General features: G+C 31.7%; 22 protein-coding genes. 7 read left to right on the top strand and 15 right to left on the bottom strand.

Going from position 1 to position 16722, the window contains the following annotated elements:
* Nucleotides 1-6: 6 nt before the first annotated feature.
* The 4 genes from TMEL_RS04440 to flhB are packed head-to-tail and all read left to right on the top strand — an operon-like array spanning nucleotide 7 to nucleotide 4967.
* Nucleotides 7-828 (top strand): purine-nucleoside phosphorylase, encoded by an 822-nt coding sequence (locus tag TMEL_RS04440; RefSeq protein ID WP_012057074.1) that lies wholly within the window; start codon nucleotides 7-9, stop codon nucleotides 826-828.
* Nucleotides 829-841: 13 nt separating this feature from the next.
* Complete coding sequence (locus tag TMEL_RS04435) at nucleotides 842-3139, top strand: methyl-accepting chemotaxis protein (protein WP_012057073.1); 2298 nt, start codon at nucleotides 842-844, stop codon at nucleotides 3137-3139.
* Nucleotides 3139-3903 (top strand): flagellar biosynthetic protein FliR, encoded by a 765-nt coding sequence (gene fliR, locus TMEL_RS04430; RefSeq protein WP_012057072.1) that lies wholly within the window; start codon nucleotides 3139-3141, stop codon nucleotides 3901-3903. Before TMEL_RS04435 ends, fliR begins: the two co-directional genes overlap by 1 nt.
* Nucleotides 3834-4967 (top strand): flagellar biosynthesis protein FlhB, encoded by a 1134-nt coding sequence (gene flhB / locus TMEL_RS04425; RefSeq protein ID WP_012057071.1) that lies wholly within the window; start codon nucleotides 3834-3836, stop codon nucleotides 4965-4967. Before fliR ends, flhB begins: the two co-directional genes overlap by 70 nt.
* Here flhB and TMEL_RS04420 read toward each other — a convergent pair.
* From TMEL_RS04420 to TMEL_RS04350, 15 genes are all read right to left on the bottom strand, one after another.
* Nucleotides 4953-5345 (bottom strand): hypothetical protein, encoded by a 393-nt coding sequence (locus tag TMEL_RS04420; protein ID WP_012057070.1) that lies wholly within the window; start codon nucleotides 5343-5345, stop codon nucleotides 4953-4955. The genes flhB and TMEL_RS04420 overlap by 15 nt on opposite strands.
* A 78-nt stretch (nucleotides 5346-5423) precedes the next feature.
* Nucleotides 5424-5849 (bottom strand): transcription antitermination factor NusB, encoded by a 426-nt coding sequence (gene nusB / locus TMEL_RS04415; RefSeq protein WP_012057069.1) that lies wholly within the window; start codon nucleotides 5847-5849, stop codon nucleotides 5424-5426.
* Entirely contained in the window at nucleotides 5850-6185 is a 336-nt protein-coding gene (locus TMEL_RS04410) for an Asp23/Gls24 family envelope stress response protein (protein WP_012057068.1), read from the bottom strand.
* A 15-nt stretch (nucleotides 6186-6200) separates the two neighbouring features.
* A complete protein-coding gene (efp, locus tag TMEL_RS04405; protein ID WP_012057067.1) occupies nucleotides 6201-6758 on the bottom strand; it encodes an elongation factor P in 558 nt (185 codons plus the stop codon).
* 11 nt (nucleotides 6759-6769) lie between these two features.
* Entirely contained in the window at nucleotides 6770-8134 is a 1365-nt protein-coding gene (locus TMEL_RS04400) for a PP2C family protein-serine/threonine phosphatase (RefSeq protein ID WP_012057066.1), read from the bottom strand.
* Nucleotides 8127-8495: a response regulator gene (locus tag TMEL_RS04395; protein ID WP_012057065.1), complete on the bottom strand. Its 369-nt coding sequence runs from the start codon at nucleotides 8493-8495 to the stop codon at nucleotides 8127-8129. The genes TMEL_RS04400 and TMEL_RS04395 overlap by 8 nt, the downstream gene beginning before the upstream one ends.
* Before the next feature lie 3 nt (nucleotides 8496-8498).
* Nucleotides 8499-9089 carry a TIGR03936 family radical SAM-associated protein gene (locus tag TMEL_RS04390; RefSeq protein ID WP_012057064.1) on the bottom strand — a complete coding sequence of 197 codons (591 nt, stop codon included), beginning with the start codon at nucleotides 9087-9089 and terminating at the stop codon, nucleotides 8499-8501.
* Nucleotides 9082-9816 carry an SMP-30/gluconolactonase/LRE family protein gene (locus TMEL_RS04385; RefSeq protein WP_012057063.1) on the bottom strand — a complete coding sequence of 245 codons (735 nt, stop codon included), beginning with the start codon at nucleotides 9814-9816 and terminating at the stop codon, nucleotides 9082-9084. Before TMEL_RS04385 ends, TMEL_RS04390 begins: the two co-directional genes overlap by 8 nt.
* Nucleotide 9817: 1 nt before the next feature.
* Complete coding sequence (gene lptB, locus TMEL_RS04380) at nucleotides 9818-10513, bottom strand: LPS export ABC transporter ATP-binding protein (RefSeq protein ID WP_012057062.1); 696 nt, start codon at nucleotides 10511-10513, stop codon at nucleotides 9818-9820.
* Nucleotides 10510-10995 (bottom strand): OmpH/Skp family outer membrane protein, encoded by a 486-nt coding sequence (locus TMEL_RS04375; RefSeq protein WP_012057061.1) that lies wholly within the window; start codon nucleotides 10993-10995, stop codon nucleotides 10510-10512. The genes lptB and TMEL_RS04375 overlap by 4 nt, the downstream gene beginning before the upstream one ends.
* A gap of 10 nt (nucleotides 10996-11005) precedes the next feature.
* Nucleotides 11006-12550 (bottom strand): DEAD/DEAH box helicase, encoded by a 1545-nt coding sequence (locus tag TMEL_RS04370; protein ID WP_012057060.1) that lies wholly within the window; start codon nucleotides 12548-12550, stop codon nucleotides 11006-11008.
* The gene (gene def / locus TMEL_RS04365) at nucleotides 12547-13044 is read right to left on the bottom strand and encodes a peptide deformylase (RefSeq protein ID WP_012057059.1); all 498 of its coding nucleotides are present in this window, start codon (nucleotides 13042-13044) and stop codon (nucleotides 12547-12549) included. The genes TMEL_RS04370 and def overlap by 4 nt, the downstream gene beginning before the upstream one ends.
* Nucleotides 13022-13789 (bottom strand): 5'/3'-nucleotidase SurE, encoded by a 768-nt coding sequence (surE, locus tag TMEL_RS04360; RefSeq protein ID WP_012057058.1) that lies wholly within the window; start codon nucleotides 13787-13789, stop codon nucleotides 13022-13024. Before surE ends, def begins: the two co-directional genes overlap by 23 nt.
* An 11-nt stretch (nucleotides 13790-13800) precedes the next feature.
* Complete coding sequence (locus TMEL_RS04355) at nucleotides 13801-14265, bottom strand: YaaR family protein (protein WP_012057057.1); 465 nt, start codon at nucleotides 14263-14265, stop codon at nucleotides 13801-13803.
* Nucleotides 14266-14420: 155 nt separating this feature from the next.
* Nucleotides 14421-15233: an Mrp/NBP35 family ATP-binding protein gene (locus TMEL_RS04350; RefSeq protein WP_012057056.1), complete on the bottom strand. Its 813-nt coding sequence runs from the start codon at nucleotides 15231-15233 to the stop codon at nucleotides 14421-14423.
* 284 nt (nucleotides 15234-15517) lie between these two features.
* Between TMEL_RS04350 and TMEL_RS04345 the strand changes: the two genes are divergently transcribed.
* Genes TMEL_RS04345 through TMEL_RS04335 form a run of 3 tightly spaced genes read left to right on the top strand, consistent with a single transcriptional unit; the run spans nucleotide 15518 to nucleotide 16719 of the window.
* The gene (locus TMEL_RS04345; protein ID WP_012057055.1) at nucleotides 15518-15811 is read left to right on the top strand and encodes a hypothetical protein; all 294 of its coding nucleotides are present in this window, start codon (nucleotides 15518-15520) and stop codon (nucleotides 15809-15811) included.
* Nucleotides 15812-15822: 11 nt separating this feature from the next.
* On the top strand, nucleotides 15823-16254 hold the full coding sequence (locus TMEL_RS04340) for a hypothetical protein (protein WP_041425982.1): 432 nt from the start codon (nucleotides 15823-15825) through the stop codon (nucleotides 16252-16254).
* 60 nt (nucleotides 16255-16314) lie between these two features.
* A complete protein-coding gene (locus tag TMEL_RS04335; RefSeq protein WP_012057054.1) occupies nucleotides 16315-16719 on the top strand; it encodes a hypothetical protein in 405 nt (134 codons plus the stop codon).
* Nucleotides 16720-16722: the final 3 nt, after the last annotated feature.

The following is a 16722-nucleotide window of genomic DNA, read 5'->3' as shown; positions in this document are numbered from 1 at the left end:
AAAAAAATGGAAGAATACATCAAAAGAGTTAATCAAGCTGTTGACTTTTTAAGTAATAATATTGAATTAACCCCAAAGGTCGCTATAATTCTTGGTTCAGGTTTACACGGAATAGCCGATAGTATTGAAAATCCAAAGAAATTTTCTTACAAGGAAATTCCTGGTTTTCCCGTTTCAACTGCTCCAGGACACAAAGGCGAATTAATTTTCGGAAAATTAAACGGAAAAGATGTAATGCTTATGAATGGAAGATTTCACTATTATGAAGGTTACGATATGAAGACAGTAACATTTCCTATTAGAGTAATGCAACTTTTGGGTGTAGAAATACTCATAGTCACAAATGCCGCTGGAGGAATGAATCCAGAATTTGAAATAGGCAGACCTATGTTCATAACCGACCACATAAATATGATGGGAGATAATCCTTTAATTGGACCTAATGTAGAAGAATGGGGACCTAGATTCCCAGATATGTCAAACGCATACGATAGAGAATTAAGACAAAAAGCAATGGAAATTGCCCAAAAATTAAATATCCCATTTTATGAAGGAATATACGTTGCCGTTTCAGGACCAAACTTTGAAACACCAGCAGAATTAAAGATGTTAAGATGGATGGGGGCAGATGCAGTAGGGATGTCTACAGTTCCTGAAGTAATAGTAGCAAATCACGGCGGAATAAATGTTCTTGGAATTTCCGCTATCACAGATAAAGCCGTACATGAAGATTTAAAACCACTTACAGCAGAAGAAGTATTGGAAGTAGCAAATAAAACAGGAGGAATGATAGTTAAAATTATTTCCGAACTTATTAAAGAATTGTAAGAGGTGATTTTAAATGTCCTTTAGATCTAAAATTATATTGTTTGCAATTATTTTGGTAACGGTTCCAGTATTTCTTGTAACGTATTTAAATGTAAACACAGTTAACTTACAAATAGATAATTTGCAAAAGGAAATTGTTTCAAATGTAAACAATGAAGTGGTAGAAAAGTATGAGGCATACATAGAAAATTTTAAAGATGCACTTTTAAAACAATCAGAAGAATATACAAAAAATTTGACTGAAACTGTAAAAGAACAAGAAGAAAAGATAAAAAAATCTTTTGATAACCTGTACAAAAAAGCCCTTTCAAACCAAGTCAATTTTACATTTGAAACTGTTATAAATCTATTGAAGGAGAAAACAGAACAACTTTTAACAGGTGCTCAAATAGCCGCTTCCTTAAAAGAAACTGTAAATGCGGCAAATGATAAAAATCTATCATTGACAGAAAGAAAGGCACTCTTATTTCCCTTTGTTGAAAAATTCTCCATTGAATATGCTGCTCTTTGGATAATTGACAAAAACAAACCAAAGATTAAAAGCAAGCTTTACACTCAACATGAGAACAAATATATAGTTGAATATGCAAAATCCAACTCTTCAAGTGCAAATGTTGCATTTTATAAAAAACCACCATACAAAGATAAACTTGAAAAAATTTTTTCAGAGCTATTAAATGCAAAATCAGTGTTTTATAGATCACTTATTTACCCATACAAAAATTCCCTTTATGCTATAACTATTGTTCCTGTAATGCACCCCGTTCTTGGAAATACCATAAATGGTTTCATTGTATTTGTAGATAAAATGGATAACAGCTTTTTGGATGGTATAAAATCAATTTCGAATGCTGAAATTACACTATATGTAGACAACAAATCTTTAATTACAACAAAAATCAACGAAAACGGTCAAAGACTTGTAGGAGAGGAACTAAAAAGAACAAATGATAATGTTATAGAAATACTAGGAAAGAAATATTACACAAAGGTTGGAGAATTTACATATCTTGGAAAAAAGATCGCAGATATAGAAGTAGCAATACCATTTGAAATAATTGATACAAACGTAAAATTACCTGCACCAAAACCATTTGAGGTACCTAAACTGGAAAAACCTAAAGTTTCAATTAATTTAAAAATTGATAATTCCTCACTTATTAGAAAAACCATTATTCTTGTTGCAATCATAATTGCAATAAGTATAATACTTATTTTCATCATCACCAAACAACTTTCGAAGGCTTTGGTACATTCAAAGAATGTTATTGAAAAACTCTCTGAAGGAAAATTTGAAAACGTTGATAGTGTAAAAGTTTCCGGAGAATTTAAAATAATGATGAATTCTTTAAAGATTCTATCGGAAAGATTCAAGGATTTTGCACAAAAATTGCTAGGTAATTCAAAAGAAATTGTATCAAAAGTTGATGGCTTAGAAGAACTAAGCAAGATTTTAACAAAAACTTCAAAAGAATTCTCAAATGCAATTGATATGTTCTCAAAAGATACAACGGAAGTCTTAAATGAATTTGATAATTTAAGATATACAACTAATGATGCCAAAGTTGCAATTGAAAATGTTGAAAACACATTAGAAGAGCTAGTTAATGATATATTGGATACTGAAAGAAAAATAGATGAAAATACCACACTTGTAAGAGAAATGGACACAAATATAACAAATTCGTTAAATGCCATGGAACAATTTAATAGTTATATAAATCAAACCATAGAACAATTCAACAAAGTAACAGGAGAAATTTCAAAAATACAAAACGTTGCAAACCAAACCAATTTACTTGCACTTAATGCTGCCATAGAAGCAGCAAGAGCAGGAGAGGCAGGAAAAGGTTTTGCGGTGGTTGCAGATGAAATTATGAAACTTTCCGTGGAAATAAACAATATTTCGAAAAAACTTGTAAAAGATATGGAAGAATACACAAATAACCTAGGTAGTTTGAACAAGGTATTTGAAACATCTAAAAATAATTTTTCTAAGCTTTCAAAAACAAAGGAGGAATTCTCCGAAGGGTTCCAGATTGTTATAGACCGTATACAAAAACTTGCAAACACTACAAAAACTGTTTCTCAAGTATTACAACAAACAAAGGATGTCTTCAATGAAATGGTTAACATCTCAGAAAGATCAATCAAAACCGTCTCTGAAGCGGTTGATAAAATGACAATTGTTAATAAAAATATGTTAAAACTTGAAGACTTTTCACAAAGATTGCATGAAACTGTTAACGCAATTGATTTCGTTTCAGAACAATTGAAAAATATTGCCAACTGGTTTAAAATAGAAGAGTAATGGAACTATTTGACTTTGTAGAAACACAATTTCTCAACTGGGGAATGCTTATTAGTAGAATCACTGGAATGTTCATAATAACACCTTTACTGTCTGGGAGGTTTATACCCACGACAGTAAAGGTTTTTCTTGTTCTTTCTCTTTCATACATGATGTTACCACAAACAAATAGCATACCACTAAACACTCCTGTAATACACATTGTTTTATCACTCACTAACAACTTTATCGTAGGTTTTGCCATGGGGCTTATGGCATTCATGATACTTGGTGCTTTCTCCATTGCAGGTGAATTACTTGGAGTAGAATCTGGTTTTGGACTTGCAACATCTATGGATCCAACTATGGAAGAATCGCCAATTATAGGACAATTTGTATTTTTACTTGCTATCTTTGTCTTCATCTCTTTAAATGGTCATTTGGTAGTTTATGAAGCTATCTTAGATTCTATAAAAATCTTTCCACTTGATTTAGATTTCTTAGATTTTAATTTCACAAAATTTATTACCACAAAATTTGTTGAAATGTTTTTCATTGCATTGAAAATAGGTCTTCCCGTAATAGGTTATATGTTTATAATAAATGTCCTTTTAGGAATTCTTTCAAGATTAGTTCCACAGATGAACGTATTTATGGTAGGCATACCTTTAAAATCTTTATTGGTATTTTTAATATTTTTAGGGATGGTGCCATTATGGGCAGAAACTTCGGCAAAATTAACAATTTTGTTGGAAAAAACATTAGAACACTTTCTTTCAGGATAAATATCCAACTTTTTGCTGACCCTGACAAGACGGAAAAAGCCACCCCAAGAAGAAGACAAAAAGCTAGAGAAGAAGGACAAGTCCCTATTTCAAGAGAATTAACTTCTGGTTTTACCTTTTTAGCCGCTGTATTGGGATTTGCATTTTTGGGTAGGGGAATTATCTTGGGGTTGGAATCTGCAGTTGCTTTTTTTGCCGAACTTCCATCATACGACACGATAAACATTAATGATTTGGGAATATATGCCTTCAACGCATTTAAAGGGTTGATTATCGATTTAGTTATATTTGTGGGTATAATTATGGTAACAGGAATCGCCGTTGGAAGCTTACAAACAAAATTTCTTTTTACTTTTAAATCTTTAAAGCTAGACTTTTCAAAAATAAATCCAATAAATGGTTTAAAAAGGATGTTTTCCCTTCGTTCATTATTTGAACTTTTGAAATCAATACTAAAGTTAGTTATAGTTGGATATGTTGGATATTTGGTAATCAAAAGTAATTGGAACAAAATGTTATTAGCAATCGATAAAAGTGTGAAAGATGGATCTTTACTTATCTGGGATATAACGTTTGAACTTCTTATAAAGTGTGGTATAGCACTTTTTATCGTTTCAATTGCAGATTACTTTTTCTCCAGGTATGAATATGAAAAAAATATAAGAATGACAAAACAAGAGGTTAAAGAAGAATTTAAAGAAGTTGAAGGAAATCCTGAGATAAAAAGAAAACAAAGGGAAATTATGATGCAATATTCCATGCATAGAATGATGCAAGAGGTTCCAGAAGCAACTGTGGTTATAACTAACCCAACACATTTTGCAGTTGCAATAAAATATGAAGTAGATGAAATGGAAGTTCCAATAGTAGTTGCAAAAGGTATGGATAACTTGGCAGAAAAGATTAAAAAAGTTGCACGTGAAAATAACGTTCCCATTTTAAGAAATCCAAAACTTGCTAGAGAATTGTATTTTAACGTAGATGTTGGAGATGAAATTCCAGAAAAGTTTTACAGAGCTGTTGCAGAGGTCTTGGCATATGTTTACAGTCTAAAAAGAGACTAATATTTTCAATATTTTGTATTTTACAGGTGCTTTCGGTATGATAAATTTTCCCTTTTCAGTTACTATATAAACCACATCTACTGCATCTTCAAACTTTATAGATGTCTTAAAAGGCCCCAGGTAATTTCCTCTACCATTTACCTCTCTCTTTAAAAACATTCCTTCTTTTGTATCTATTATTTTGTATGTTACCTTTTTTTCCTCCCCGCTTTTCAATCTTTCAACAAACGAAATGTTTTTGGAATTTTTTAATTTAATAGGAGAGATACCACGGTTGTAATAATCGTGTCGTATATAATTTACTACATAAAATAGATCTAATGTCTTTTGATAATCCTTCTTTAAAAAAATATACCATTCAACAGTTGCATTAAGCATTAAATAACATGAATAGATTATAAATATGGAAACAAAAAGAGCAATAATAACCTCTGAAAAAGAGATTGTCCCCCCACCTTATAACTCAAACTTCTCCTTCGGTGCCTCCGCTTTTGCTATTTTATCTAAGACACCGTTTACAAACTTTCCACTGTTTTCAGTACCATATGTTTTACCAAGCTCTATCATCTCATCCAATGTTACCTCAATTGGTATATCATCTACGTATATTAATTCATACGTTCCAAGCCTTAAAATATTTCTATCGGTAACAGACAACCTTTCAAGTGTCCAATTTTTTAGATATTTAGATATAATTTCATCTATAACATCAATATTTTCCCGTATCCCCTTTAAATAATTCACAGCAAGCTCTTGTAAATTTGGTTCTAATGAAACAATATGCTCTTTGGAAATTTCTTCAAGAATCTCCTCTTTGTTAAAATCCCATTGGAAGAGGGATTTAAATATGGCTTCCCTCATCTTATGGCGGCTTTTTAGCAATTATTCTTCCTCCTCTTTCTGTGCTGTTTCTATTTTTTCAACAACATCTGTAATTGATACATTTACAGCTGTTACCTGCAACTCCGTCATTCGTTGGATATTTTCAGATATATTTTTCATAATTTTCTTTCCAAATTCCACAAGACTTTGACCATAAGGTGCAACGGTTTTCACATAAACAATAACATTATCATCAGGTGTTCTTTCAATTTCTATATTCTTTTTAAGTTTTTTTACATCTTTTTCCTCGGGGTTTAAAATTTCAATAAAGCTTCTAAACGCTATTTCTTTTAACACCTCATCACTTATATTTATACTTCCTTGTTCGAATTCCATGTTACCCCTCCTTTACTATGCCCTTTCAATATATTCTCCCGTTCTTGTATCCACTCTAACCTTTTGTCCTTTCTCAACAAAGAAGGGCACTGTAATTTTTAGACCTGTCTCAAGTATTGCAGGTTTTCCACCACCTGAAACTGTATCACCTTTAAAACCAGGTTCAGTTTCTACTACTTCTAATACAACACTTGTTGGAAGTTGTATCCCAATTGGTTTCCCATCATGCATAATTAAATCAACTTCGGTATTTTCCACTAAGTAATTTTTTTCATCCTCAATTTCTGTTTCAGGAATACCATACTGTTCAAAGGTTTCCGCATCCATAAAATAATACATTTCACCATCATTGTATATGTAAGATGCCTTTCTAAATGTTACTTCTGCTTCTTCTACTTTTTCTCCACTGTTAAAGTTAACTTCCCTTACCAAGCCCGATGAAAGATTTTTCAGTTTTGTTCTAATTAAACCAGAACCTCTTGCTCTAAAATGCTTGTTTACATCCACAACTCTATAAATATCCCCATCGTATTTTATATACATACCCTTACTTAGAGAACCTACATCTATCATTTAACTACCTCCTATCCTAAATATTTTATTGCCAGCAAAGTCATATCATCATGTTGTAGTGCTCCCTGCGAAAACTTAAATACATCCTTCTCCACATTATCAACTATATCTTTTGCAGATAATATATAAACCTTGCTTAGCAACCTCTCAAGTCTTTCAAAATCATATTCTTCCCCATTAATATTTCTAGCCTCTGGTATACCATCTGTATATGCAAATATAAGTGTATTTTTCTCAAGCTTTGTTTTTTGTATTTCAAATTCCATAAATTCAAACATTCCTATAGGTGTGCTTGTAGAATTTATCTTAGAAATTTTATCTTTAACTATATACAATGGATCATGCCCTGCATTAATTACTTCCAATCCTCCGTCTCTGGTTAACTTTACAAAAACCGCCGTTACAAATTTATCATCACCTACATCATATGCCAACATCTTGTTTAAACTAGTTACCGTTTTTAAAAGATCCCCGTTTGTACTTTCCAACAACGATTTAAAAGCACTTCTCAGAGAAGACATAATCAACGAGGCAGGCAGGCCTTTTCCAGATACATCTGCAACTATTCCATACAAACTATCATTTTTCATAAATACATCAAAATAATCTCCTCCAACGTGAATTGCGGGAATACTCTCACCATATGAATCAAAATTTTCATCATTTGGAAACGTTTTTGGAAAGAAATTAAATTGTATGTTTCTTGCTATTTCTATTTGTTGATTTAACCTCTCTCTTTCTATTTCCTCTTTCAGAGCTATTTCCCTCTCAATACTGCTTCCAATCTGCTGTGCTGCAGATTCAATTATTTTTTTGTCTCCGGCGGTAAATATTGGTCCGCTTTCTTTTCCTGAAACCAAAATAAATCCCATCTTTTTATTTGAAGCGGTAGATATAGTTTTGTATATTATACTTTCATTATTTAACTTCTCACACTTTTCCTTAAAGATTATATCCACATCATCATCTATTTGTGAAACTAAACTTTCCAAATTGCTTGGACATTCTCCAATAGCTTCAGAATAACTTCCTTCAAAATCTATGTTTATTATCCCACATTTAAAATTTATAGCTTTTTTTAATGTACTTAGTATAGGCATTAAGATTTGCTTAGTTTCAATATTAGATGCAACTATTTTACTTATTTCAAACAACGTTGAAATTTCCTCGTACAACCTCGAAATCTCTTCAAGTTGACTTTCTATCAACAAAGTAGAAGATTCAAGCTCTTGCTTGTAAGAAGAAAATTCCGTTTGTATTATATCAATCTCCTGCTCTATGAGACTCCATAAGTCCTCTTTGGAATTGTATTCCTTCTTTGGACTTTTTGATAATTCTAACAATTTAAGATATATCTCTTCAAGTTTTTTAATCATCTGACATCAACCTCTTAACTTCTTCAAGCAATATAGAAGGGCTGAATGGTTTGGTCATGACCAAATTTGCGCCAAGACTTTTGGCTATCTTTTCATCTTCTGCTCCTCCTTTAGCTGTGAGAATAATCACTGGAATATCTTTTATTTCTTCAATTTTTTGTTTTTCTTTTAAAACACCAAAACCATCAAGTCTTGGCATCATAATATCTAGAATAATAAGATCGGGTTTAATGGATTTTATTTTTTCAAGGCCATCAATTCCATCAAACGCCTCGAAAACTTCATATCCCGCCTTTTTAAGATTAAATGATGTTATTTTCCTTAGAACTTCAGAATCATCTACTACAAGAATTTTCTTCACAAATTACACTCCCTTCAAAAGAGAAGAAACAGGTTTGTTATCAATATAACATTCTTTTCTTATAGCTAAAAACACATTATCTGACAAAATATATGGATTAAAAGTATTTCCCTTCTCAACTATATAGTTTAACATAATATAATCTTTTTTTTCAACAATATCCAAATTTCTTAGTGTGGATATCTGAATTTCTTTAAATCCCCGCTTTGTCTTCTTTACAACTTTACCAGGCAATTCAAATGGCTTCTTTATTATCACCAAAAACTCGTACGCATTTATTTTTGAAAGTGTTATTTCATCTTTTGAAACTAAATCCACTACAAAATATAACGGTTGAACTTCTTTTATTTTCCTTTTTACAATTTTTTCGTCATAATCTTTAGAAAACTCTATTGTAAGATAAAACGCTAAATCTATCACACCTGTAGAAACGGGATCTATGTAAGTAAACTTTGGTTTTGGATGAAAACCTTCAGTAAAAATAAGTGATAACTGTGTTCTCCTAAAAGTTCTTTCAATCAACGATATGGTATCAAGACCTGAAATAAATCTATACATACCAAGCTTTTTGAATTTTATTACAAATCTACTCATTTTCCACCTTAAAAACGTATATTTTTCCTTCTTTCATATCAGGAACATACAAAGTCTTTTTTGAATAGTATAAATCCGCAGGAGATGAAAACCCTGTTTTTTCAAATAATTTTTCCCATTTGTCATTGTATACCACAACATTTTTTGAATTATAACCTGAGACAAAAAAGAGATTATCACCAAAAAATATTCCGTCTCCACCATTTACATCTTTAAGTGTAAAACTACTAATTACCTTGTTTTCATCGCACTTGTAAACAACAGCAGGGGATGTAAATGAAATTACATACAAATACTCCCCATCAGTTGTTATTCCATTTGGACTTTTAATATTAAAAACCACCTCTAATTTTTTTTCATCGTTAATTCTGTAAATGGTATTTCCATATGTATCTGTTACATAAAAACTCCCTTTGTATTTTACTATATCGTTTAGGTACCTTGGAAAATTTGCATAAAAATTTTTGTACTTTCCCGTTTCTAAATCAAGTCTAACTACTCTGTCAAAATCAACCACCCAGAGAAAATTATCCTCTAAATACATCCCCCTTGGATCTACTAATTTTAAAAGAGATTCTGTCTTGTCTTTTGTCATATGGATAATTGTTCCATCTTTTACATACAACTTTCCCATTTGTGTTATAAAATACTCCCCGTTGTTTGAAATTACACTTTCCGGAGAAAAAAGTCCCCAAATTGAAAATAATAACGTTAAAAATATTTTCATACTATCCCCCCAAATACACTTTTTTCACAGTTTCATCATTCAAAACACTCTCTGGTTCTCCACTCTTAATTATATCACCTTTGTGGATAACATAAAGTCTATCTACAATATCCATCAATGCCTCCACACTATGATCAGTAATTATTATCCCCAGCCCCATTTTTTTTAATTCAATCACCATTTTTTGTATTTCTTTAACAGTTTTGGGATCAATTCCCACAAACGGTTCATCTAACAATAAAAATTTTGGCGAAAGAGTCATCATACGTGCAAGTTCTAGTCTTCTTTTTTCTCCACCTGAGAGGTTAAAGGCCATCTGTTTCCTCAAATCGTATAGTCCGAAATTTTCCAATAATTTTGGAATTTTTTCAAAATTCTTATCGTAATATTCCAAAACCAACTTCAAGTTATTCTCAACGGTAAGTTGTCTAAAAACAGAAGTTTCTTGTTGAAGATAAGTAATTCCAAGTCTTGCACGTTTGTGTATTGGCATCTTTGTTATATCTTTCTCATCGAGAAAAACTCTTCCATAAGTTGGAATTACAACACCTAATATTATATTGAATAAAGTAGTCTTGCCAGAACCATTTGGTCCCAGCAAGCCTACTACTTCACCTGTATTTACATATAAATCTACTCCATTTAAAACTTGGTTCCTTCCAAATTTCTTTTTTATACCCCTACAGTATATTCTCATTGTGCAGAGTTTAGGTATTCTATAAATTGTGCTGTAATATCGTACTTTGAATTACCATATGCCATAGACTTACTATTAAACACAAAATCATATCCCATTATTTCAGCATATTGTGCTATTTTTTCCAATATTTCCTGTTCAATTTGTGAAAACTTAGGTTGATACTCATTATTCAACATTTGAGAATATTGTTGTTGTTTTTGTGAATATTCTGCTATTTTTTTGTTTATTTCCTGCTCACTTACCCCCTGTTCCTTCATGGAATTTATCTCCGCAGCAAGTTCATTGAGCTTCTTTTGATAAAAAGCCGCATCTTCTTGATATTTTGCTTGAAGGGTTATAAATTTACTGTAAGATTGAAGTACCTTTGTCGAATCAATGTAAGCAAATTTTGGACCTTGATTTGTATCCCCACTTGCAAAGAGAAGCACAAATGATAACAATATACCTATGGATACTACCAAAACACCTACTTTTCTCATAATCCACCTCCTAGTTTCTCTCTTTAGCTTTTGAGATTAACGATCTTCTACCGCGTTTTTTAAATATTGATAGTATAATTTCCGCTTCTTTATACGGAACGGTTATGAAAGAAAACTTATCAAGAACAACTACATCACTTATCACCTTAGGACTTATATTTGTCTTTTCAACTATAAATCTTACAAGATCTTTTTTTGTAAGTCCTGCTTGCTTCCCTTTTGCTATAAACAACCTTACCACTTCATTTTCCTTTGGCGGTAACACTTTCTCATATTTTTCGGGATTTAAAGATTTAAAAGACATATTCAAAAGCTTTGCTATTACCTCCCTAGGATTTGTTTTTTTCAATAACTCATCGGCAAGGTTGTAATATATATTCGGTAACTTTTTCTCTTCTTTTAACAATTCACTTTTTATTCTTTCAGACTTTGCCCTTATTATCTGCTCAACCGATGGAATTTTTCCCTCCTTTATCTTTGCTTTTGAGAATTTCTTTATCCTAAATAGTTGTCTGTACTCTTTTGGAGTTACAAAAGTTATCGCTACACCTTCTCTCCCTGCTCGCCCCGTTCTGCCTACTCTATGCACATAATGTTCGGGATTAAGTGGTATAGAATAATTTATTACATGAGTTAAGCCTGAAATATCTATTCCTCTTGCAGCAACATCCGTTGCAACTAGAATATTTATCCTTTTCTCTTTAAATTTTTTCAGTACCCTTTCACGTTGATACTGTGAAAAATCACCATGTAGTGCTTCCGCATCATATCCTCTTTCAATAAGTTTAGATGAAACATTATCAACTTCTACCTTTGTTCTACAAAATACCATGCCATAAAAATCGTCTTCTACATCTATTATTCTACAAAGTGCTTCAAATTTATCATTTTCGTTTAATTCAATATATATTTGTTCTGTAAGATTGGTAGTAAGCTGTTTATCTGCTATTTTAATAACCTCATAATTTTTTATATACTTTTTTGCAAGGTCAATTATTCTTCTAGGTATAGTTGCGGAAAACATTAGAAAGATTTTCTCGTCACTTGTACTTTTTAAAATCTTTTCGACATCATCTATAAATCCCATATCAAGCATTTCATCTGCTTCGTCTAAAATAAAATACTCTACCTTCGAAAGATCTATTGTTTTTCTTTCTAAATGATCCAAAATTCTCCCCGGAGTTCCAACTACTATATCCACACCTCTTTTTAAATGTTCAATTTGCCTACTAATAGACTGGCCACCGTATACGGGTAATATCTTTAACCTCTTTCTTTTTAACGAATTTATTTCCTCTGAAACCTGCAAGGCCAATTCCCTTGTTGGAGTCAATATAATAGCTTGGACATAACCTTTACTTTCTAAAAGTTCTATAAGTGGTATACCAAATGCAGCTGTTTTTCCCGTTCCCGTTTTTGCCTGTACAATAAGATTTTTTTCTTTGTTTAACAAAATTGGAATAACTCGCTTCTGTACAGGTGTTGGTTTTTCAAAACCTTTCTCGTTAATTGCGTAAAGCGTTTTTTCACTTAAGTTAAAATCCTCAAAATTCACTTTTTTTCCTCCATTCTCATCCTCATTATTTTGGAAAGCTCAGGAGCAAGCCTTCTTTTTACAGCATTTGGAAGGTGGTCGATAAACAAAATACCATCCAAATGGTCTCTTTCGTGTTGCACTATCCTTGCACTGTAACCTTCGAATAATCTTGTCTGAACTTTCCCATATTCATCTTGAAATTTTAATTTCACCCATTTATACCTTTCCACATTTTCAAAAATTCCCGGTAAACTAAGACATCCTTCCTCGCCAATTTCTTTTTCTTCAGAATGAGCTATGATTTCCGGGTTTACAATAAAAAGTGGTCCACTTCCATCGTCCATTACAAAAAACCTCAATGAAAGTCCCACTTGTGGTGCGGCAAGACCTACCCCATCTTCTAAATACATTGTTTTAAGCATGTCTTCCTTTATTTCCTGTAGATATTTAAAATCTTTTACTGCTTTTGCAGATTTTCTAAGTATAGGATCACCGTATAGCCTTATCCTCATAGCGTTCCTCCAATCTTTTTAAATATTCTTCATTGGTTAAAAAAACACTTATCGGAGTAACAGAAACATACTTTTCTGCAACAGCTTTGTAATCTGCTTTCGGATCTGGATCATTCTCTATTATATTTCCCATCATCCAATAGTAATTTCCACCGGACGGATCTTTTCTTTGTTCAAAATAATCTTCGTACATTCTCTTACTCTGTCTTGTTAATTTCCAACCTTTTAATTCTCCATACGGTACAGATGGAACATTTATATTCAAAGCAGTAAACCTTGGAATGGATTTTACATCAAATTCCTCCAAAAATTCCAATATAAATTTCGCCGCAGTTTCGTACAAGGGATTTTCAAAACTAAAACTTGAAATTGCAATAGATGGAACACCAGCTATTGCACCTTCTAGTGCTCCACTTACCGTTCCCGAATAAACAACATCCGTTCCCAAATTATTCCCTCTATTTATTCCGCTAATTAGCAAATCTGGTTTTTCCTTCAACACAACATCAATACCCATTTTTACACAATCAGCAGGTGTCCCAGAAACCGCGTAAATCTCAAATTCTTCATTTATATCAATCTTTCTAAGCCATAATGGAAATCTCAAAGTTATCGCATGTCCTACCGCACTTTGTTCAGTCTCAGGTGCAACTACAGTTACTTCGTGTTTTTTACTTAAATACCTTGCAAGACACAATATACCATCTGCGGTTACACCATCATCATTTGTTACCAATATGTTCATCTTCTTCCTCCTTACTTATACAGATCCAAAATCAAACCATTTATCTCTTCAACCTTAGCGGCAAAATTTATAGTTCCACCTTCAGAAGTTATTAGCTTTTCCGCAATATTTTTGAGTTTTTCATCAACTTCCTCAACTATTACATGTAACCTTGGAGAATTTGTTGAATAATCCATTTTTCCCGCCAATTTATACATCTTTTTTTCAATAAGTTTGAGAAACTTTTTTATTTTTTCTTTATATCTTCTCAACGTATCTGGAGTGGGAGATCTAACAAAATCATTTCCTGCATCCAAAATATCCTGGACAATCCTTTCAAGTTCAACGTTTATTTTCTCTTCTTCAACATCCAAAAGCACATCAAAAAAACCTGGAGTTTCATTTGAAAACCCCACTTTATGTTTTCCTTTTGCCTTTTTTTTCTTTTTTATTGCTTCATTCTTTATTTTTGGATCACCTGTTGGTTCTATTCTCAATGTATTCCACCCCTAATTTTTTACATATTTTCGACTAAATTTTCTAAAAAACAGTTCTTCATAAAATTATATCACATTACATAATTGCTATGTGTATACTTGATGAATATTGGATAACAATGTAAAAAAATCCCCATCCTTCGGATGGGGAAAATTTATTTTTCTACTATTTTCGCTATTTTTTCTACTATCTTTCTAAACTCCGCTTCCACTTCACTTTCCCTCATATAAAGTGTTATTGGTTTTCCTTCATCTGCATACTTTGCCGCTTTTGGATCAAGGGGGATCTGCCCCAGAAGTTCAACATTGTATTCTTCAGCTAATATTTTTCCACCACCACTTCCAAATATTTCAATTTTTTCTTCACACTTTGGACATTTAACATATGACATGTTCTCTACAATCCCCAACAATTTCTTATTCATCGCATGTACAAAATCTATTGCCCTTCTAACGTCATCAAGCGCCACTTTTTGAGGAGTTGTTACCATAACTACACCGTCTAATTCCGGTATTGTTTGAAATAAACTAAGTGCTTCATCTCCTGTTCCAGGCGGAAGGTCAAAGATTAAGTAATCCAATTCTCCCCATTTCGTATCTCCCAAAAATTGTTTTATCGCAGAATGTTTTAATGGCCCTCTCCAAATTACCGCCTTTCCACTCTCAACAAGCATACCAATTGATAAAGCTTTCAGATTTGGAAGAATTTCCGCCGGAACTATTTCCTCACCATCAACTGTAGGATTTTTCTCTCCTAACATTCTCACTATATTTGGACCATGCATATCAAGATCTAAAATTCCAACTCTATACCCACTTTCTGCAAGCGCAGTTGCCAAATTCACCGCAACAGTTGTCTTTCCCACGCCACCTTTTCCACTCAAAACTGCTATTTTGTGTTTTACCTTCGACATCTTTTCTTTTATTTTTTCGTTATCATTGTTTAAATTAAACTGTGGATTTGGCATTTAATCACCTCCCAATATTGTCCATGATAAATTGTATCACATATCTAACTAAGTTCGTAACTACTTAGTAAATATTCAGATAACATTCTGTTTTCTCACAAAAAAACATTAAGTTATTTTAGTTTTAAAATAAAATAACAAAATTGATAATTATACAATTTTTCATTAATTTTTCATTAATGTTGTGCTATAATATATTCGTAAATCTTTAGCTTGGAGGTGGTTTTATAAAAAAGATTTCTATTTTTTTTGTTATATTAATATTATGTATTATAGGATTTAGCATGAAAAACACCGGGTACATTCTTTACGGAAATGAAGATTTTAAATTAGATCCTGGGAATGGCGGATACTCAATAGCTTCTATTTATGTTAATGTGTTTGTTACCGAGTGGATAGATCATGAATTTGGAAACGTAAAAAGTAAAATATATAATTTTCTCGATAAAGTTATAGTAACCTCGATTACCAAAGCATATGAATACGCACGTAATTTTATGATAAAACAAATAAACCGATTAAAAAGATTATATCCTAATTCAGAAATAAATGGAAGTTACAACATTGACATCAAGTAAGGGGGGAGAGTATGAGAAAGGAAATTTATTTATTTTTAATCTTTTTAATTTTGTTTTTTTCGCTTACGTATTTAGAATTTAAAGAGGTTAATGTTGGAGGAATAGTTTTTGTAAGTACACTATTTCTGCTTTATTTAAACTTTAGGTTGAATAAAAATTTGTTTTTCAGAAATTTCTTATTATTTTTCGTAATCATAATTTTTATTCCAATTGTTATATTTTTCAAATTTAAAACCATATATATATTCTTCCCTCTTTTATTTATAGGCAACGTTTCCATAACCGAAAAAAAACAAAAAAATATACTGTTAATTTTATCATTTATCATTTTACTTGAAATGTTGCTCCTTGGGATTCCATATTCATTTTCAATTAGCTACTTTTTTGTCTGCCTATTACCACTATTTCTGTCAAAGAAAAAAAATGAAATGCAGAGTAATTAAAATCCCATCCATTAAATGGATGGGATTTTTTTATGTTAAAATACAATAGGGGTGATATTTATGAAAAAGTTCTTTGGGTATATGTTTTTTGGTATTTCCGTTTTACCAATTCTACTACCTATCTTTTTTTCATTTGTTGCACTTTTTACAAAAAAAGGATTTCTCTACGATTATCTAATGCCAGCTGAATTAATAGGTTTCACTATAATAGGTAGCATTGGGATTATCTTTTTTGCATTAAAAAAACACGTGATGGTTAAAAAATTAATCTATTTTTTAACTTTAGAAATTGCTTCTATACTATTTGCACAGATTTATTCGGTTGCAGCTGGTCTTGCACATGGTGATACTCAACCAGTAGGAATCCATGCATGGATTATAGGTATTTGCATAGTTTTATGGCACTTATTCTTAATTTTGTTATGCATAGAAAACTTTAAAGTATTGAAAAAAAGCTTGAGGTGAAAA

It is taken from the genome of Thermosipho melanesiensis BI429 (genome assembly GCF_000016905.1).
GTDB lineage: Bacteria > Thermotogota > Thermotogae > Thermotogales > Fervidobacteriaceae > Thermosipho > Thermosipho melanesiensis.
This window is presented reverse-complemented; position numbering and strand designations above follow the sequence as displayed.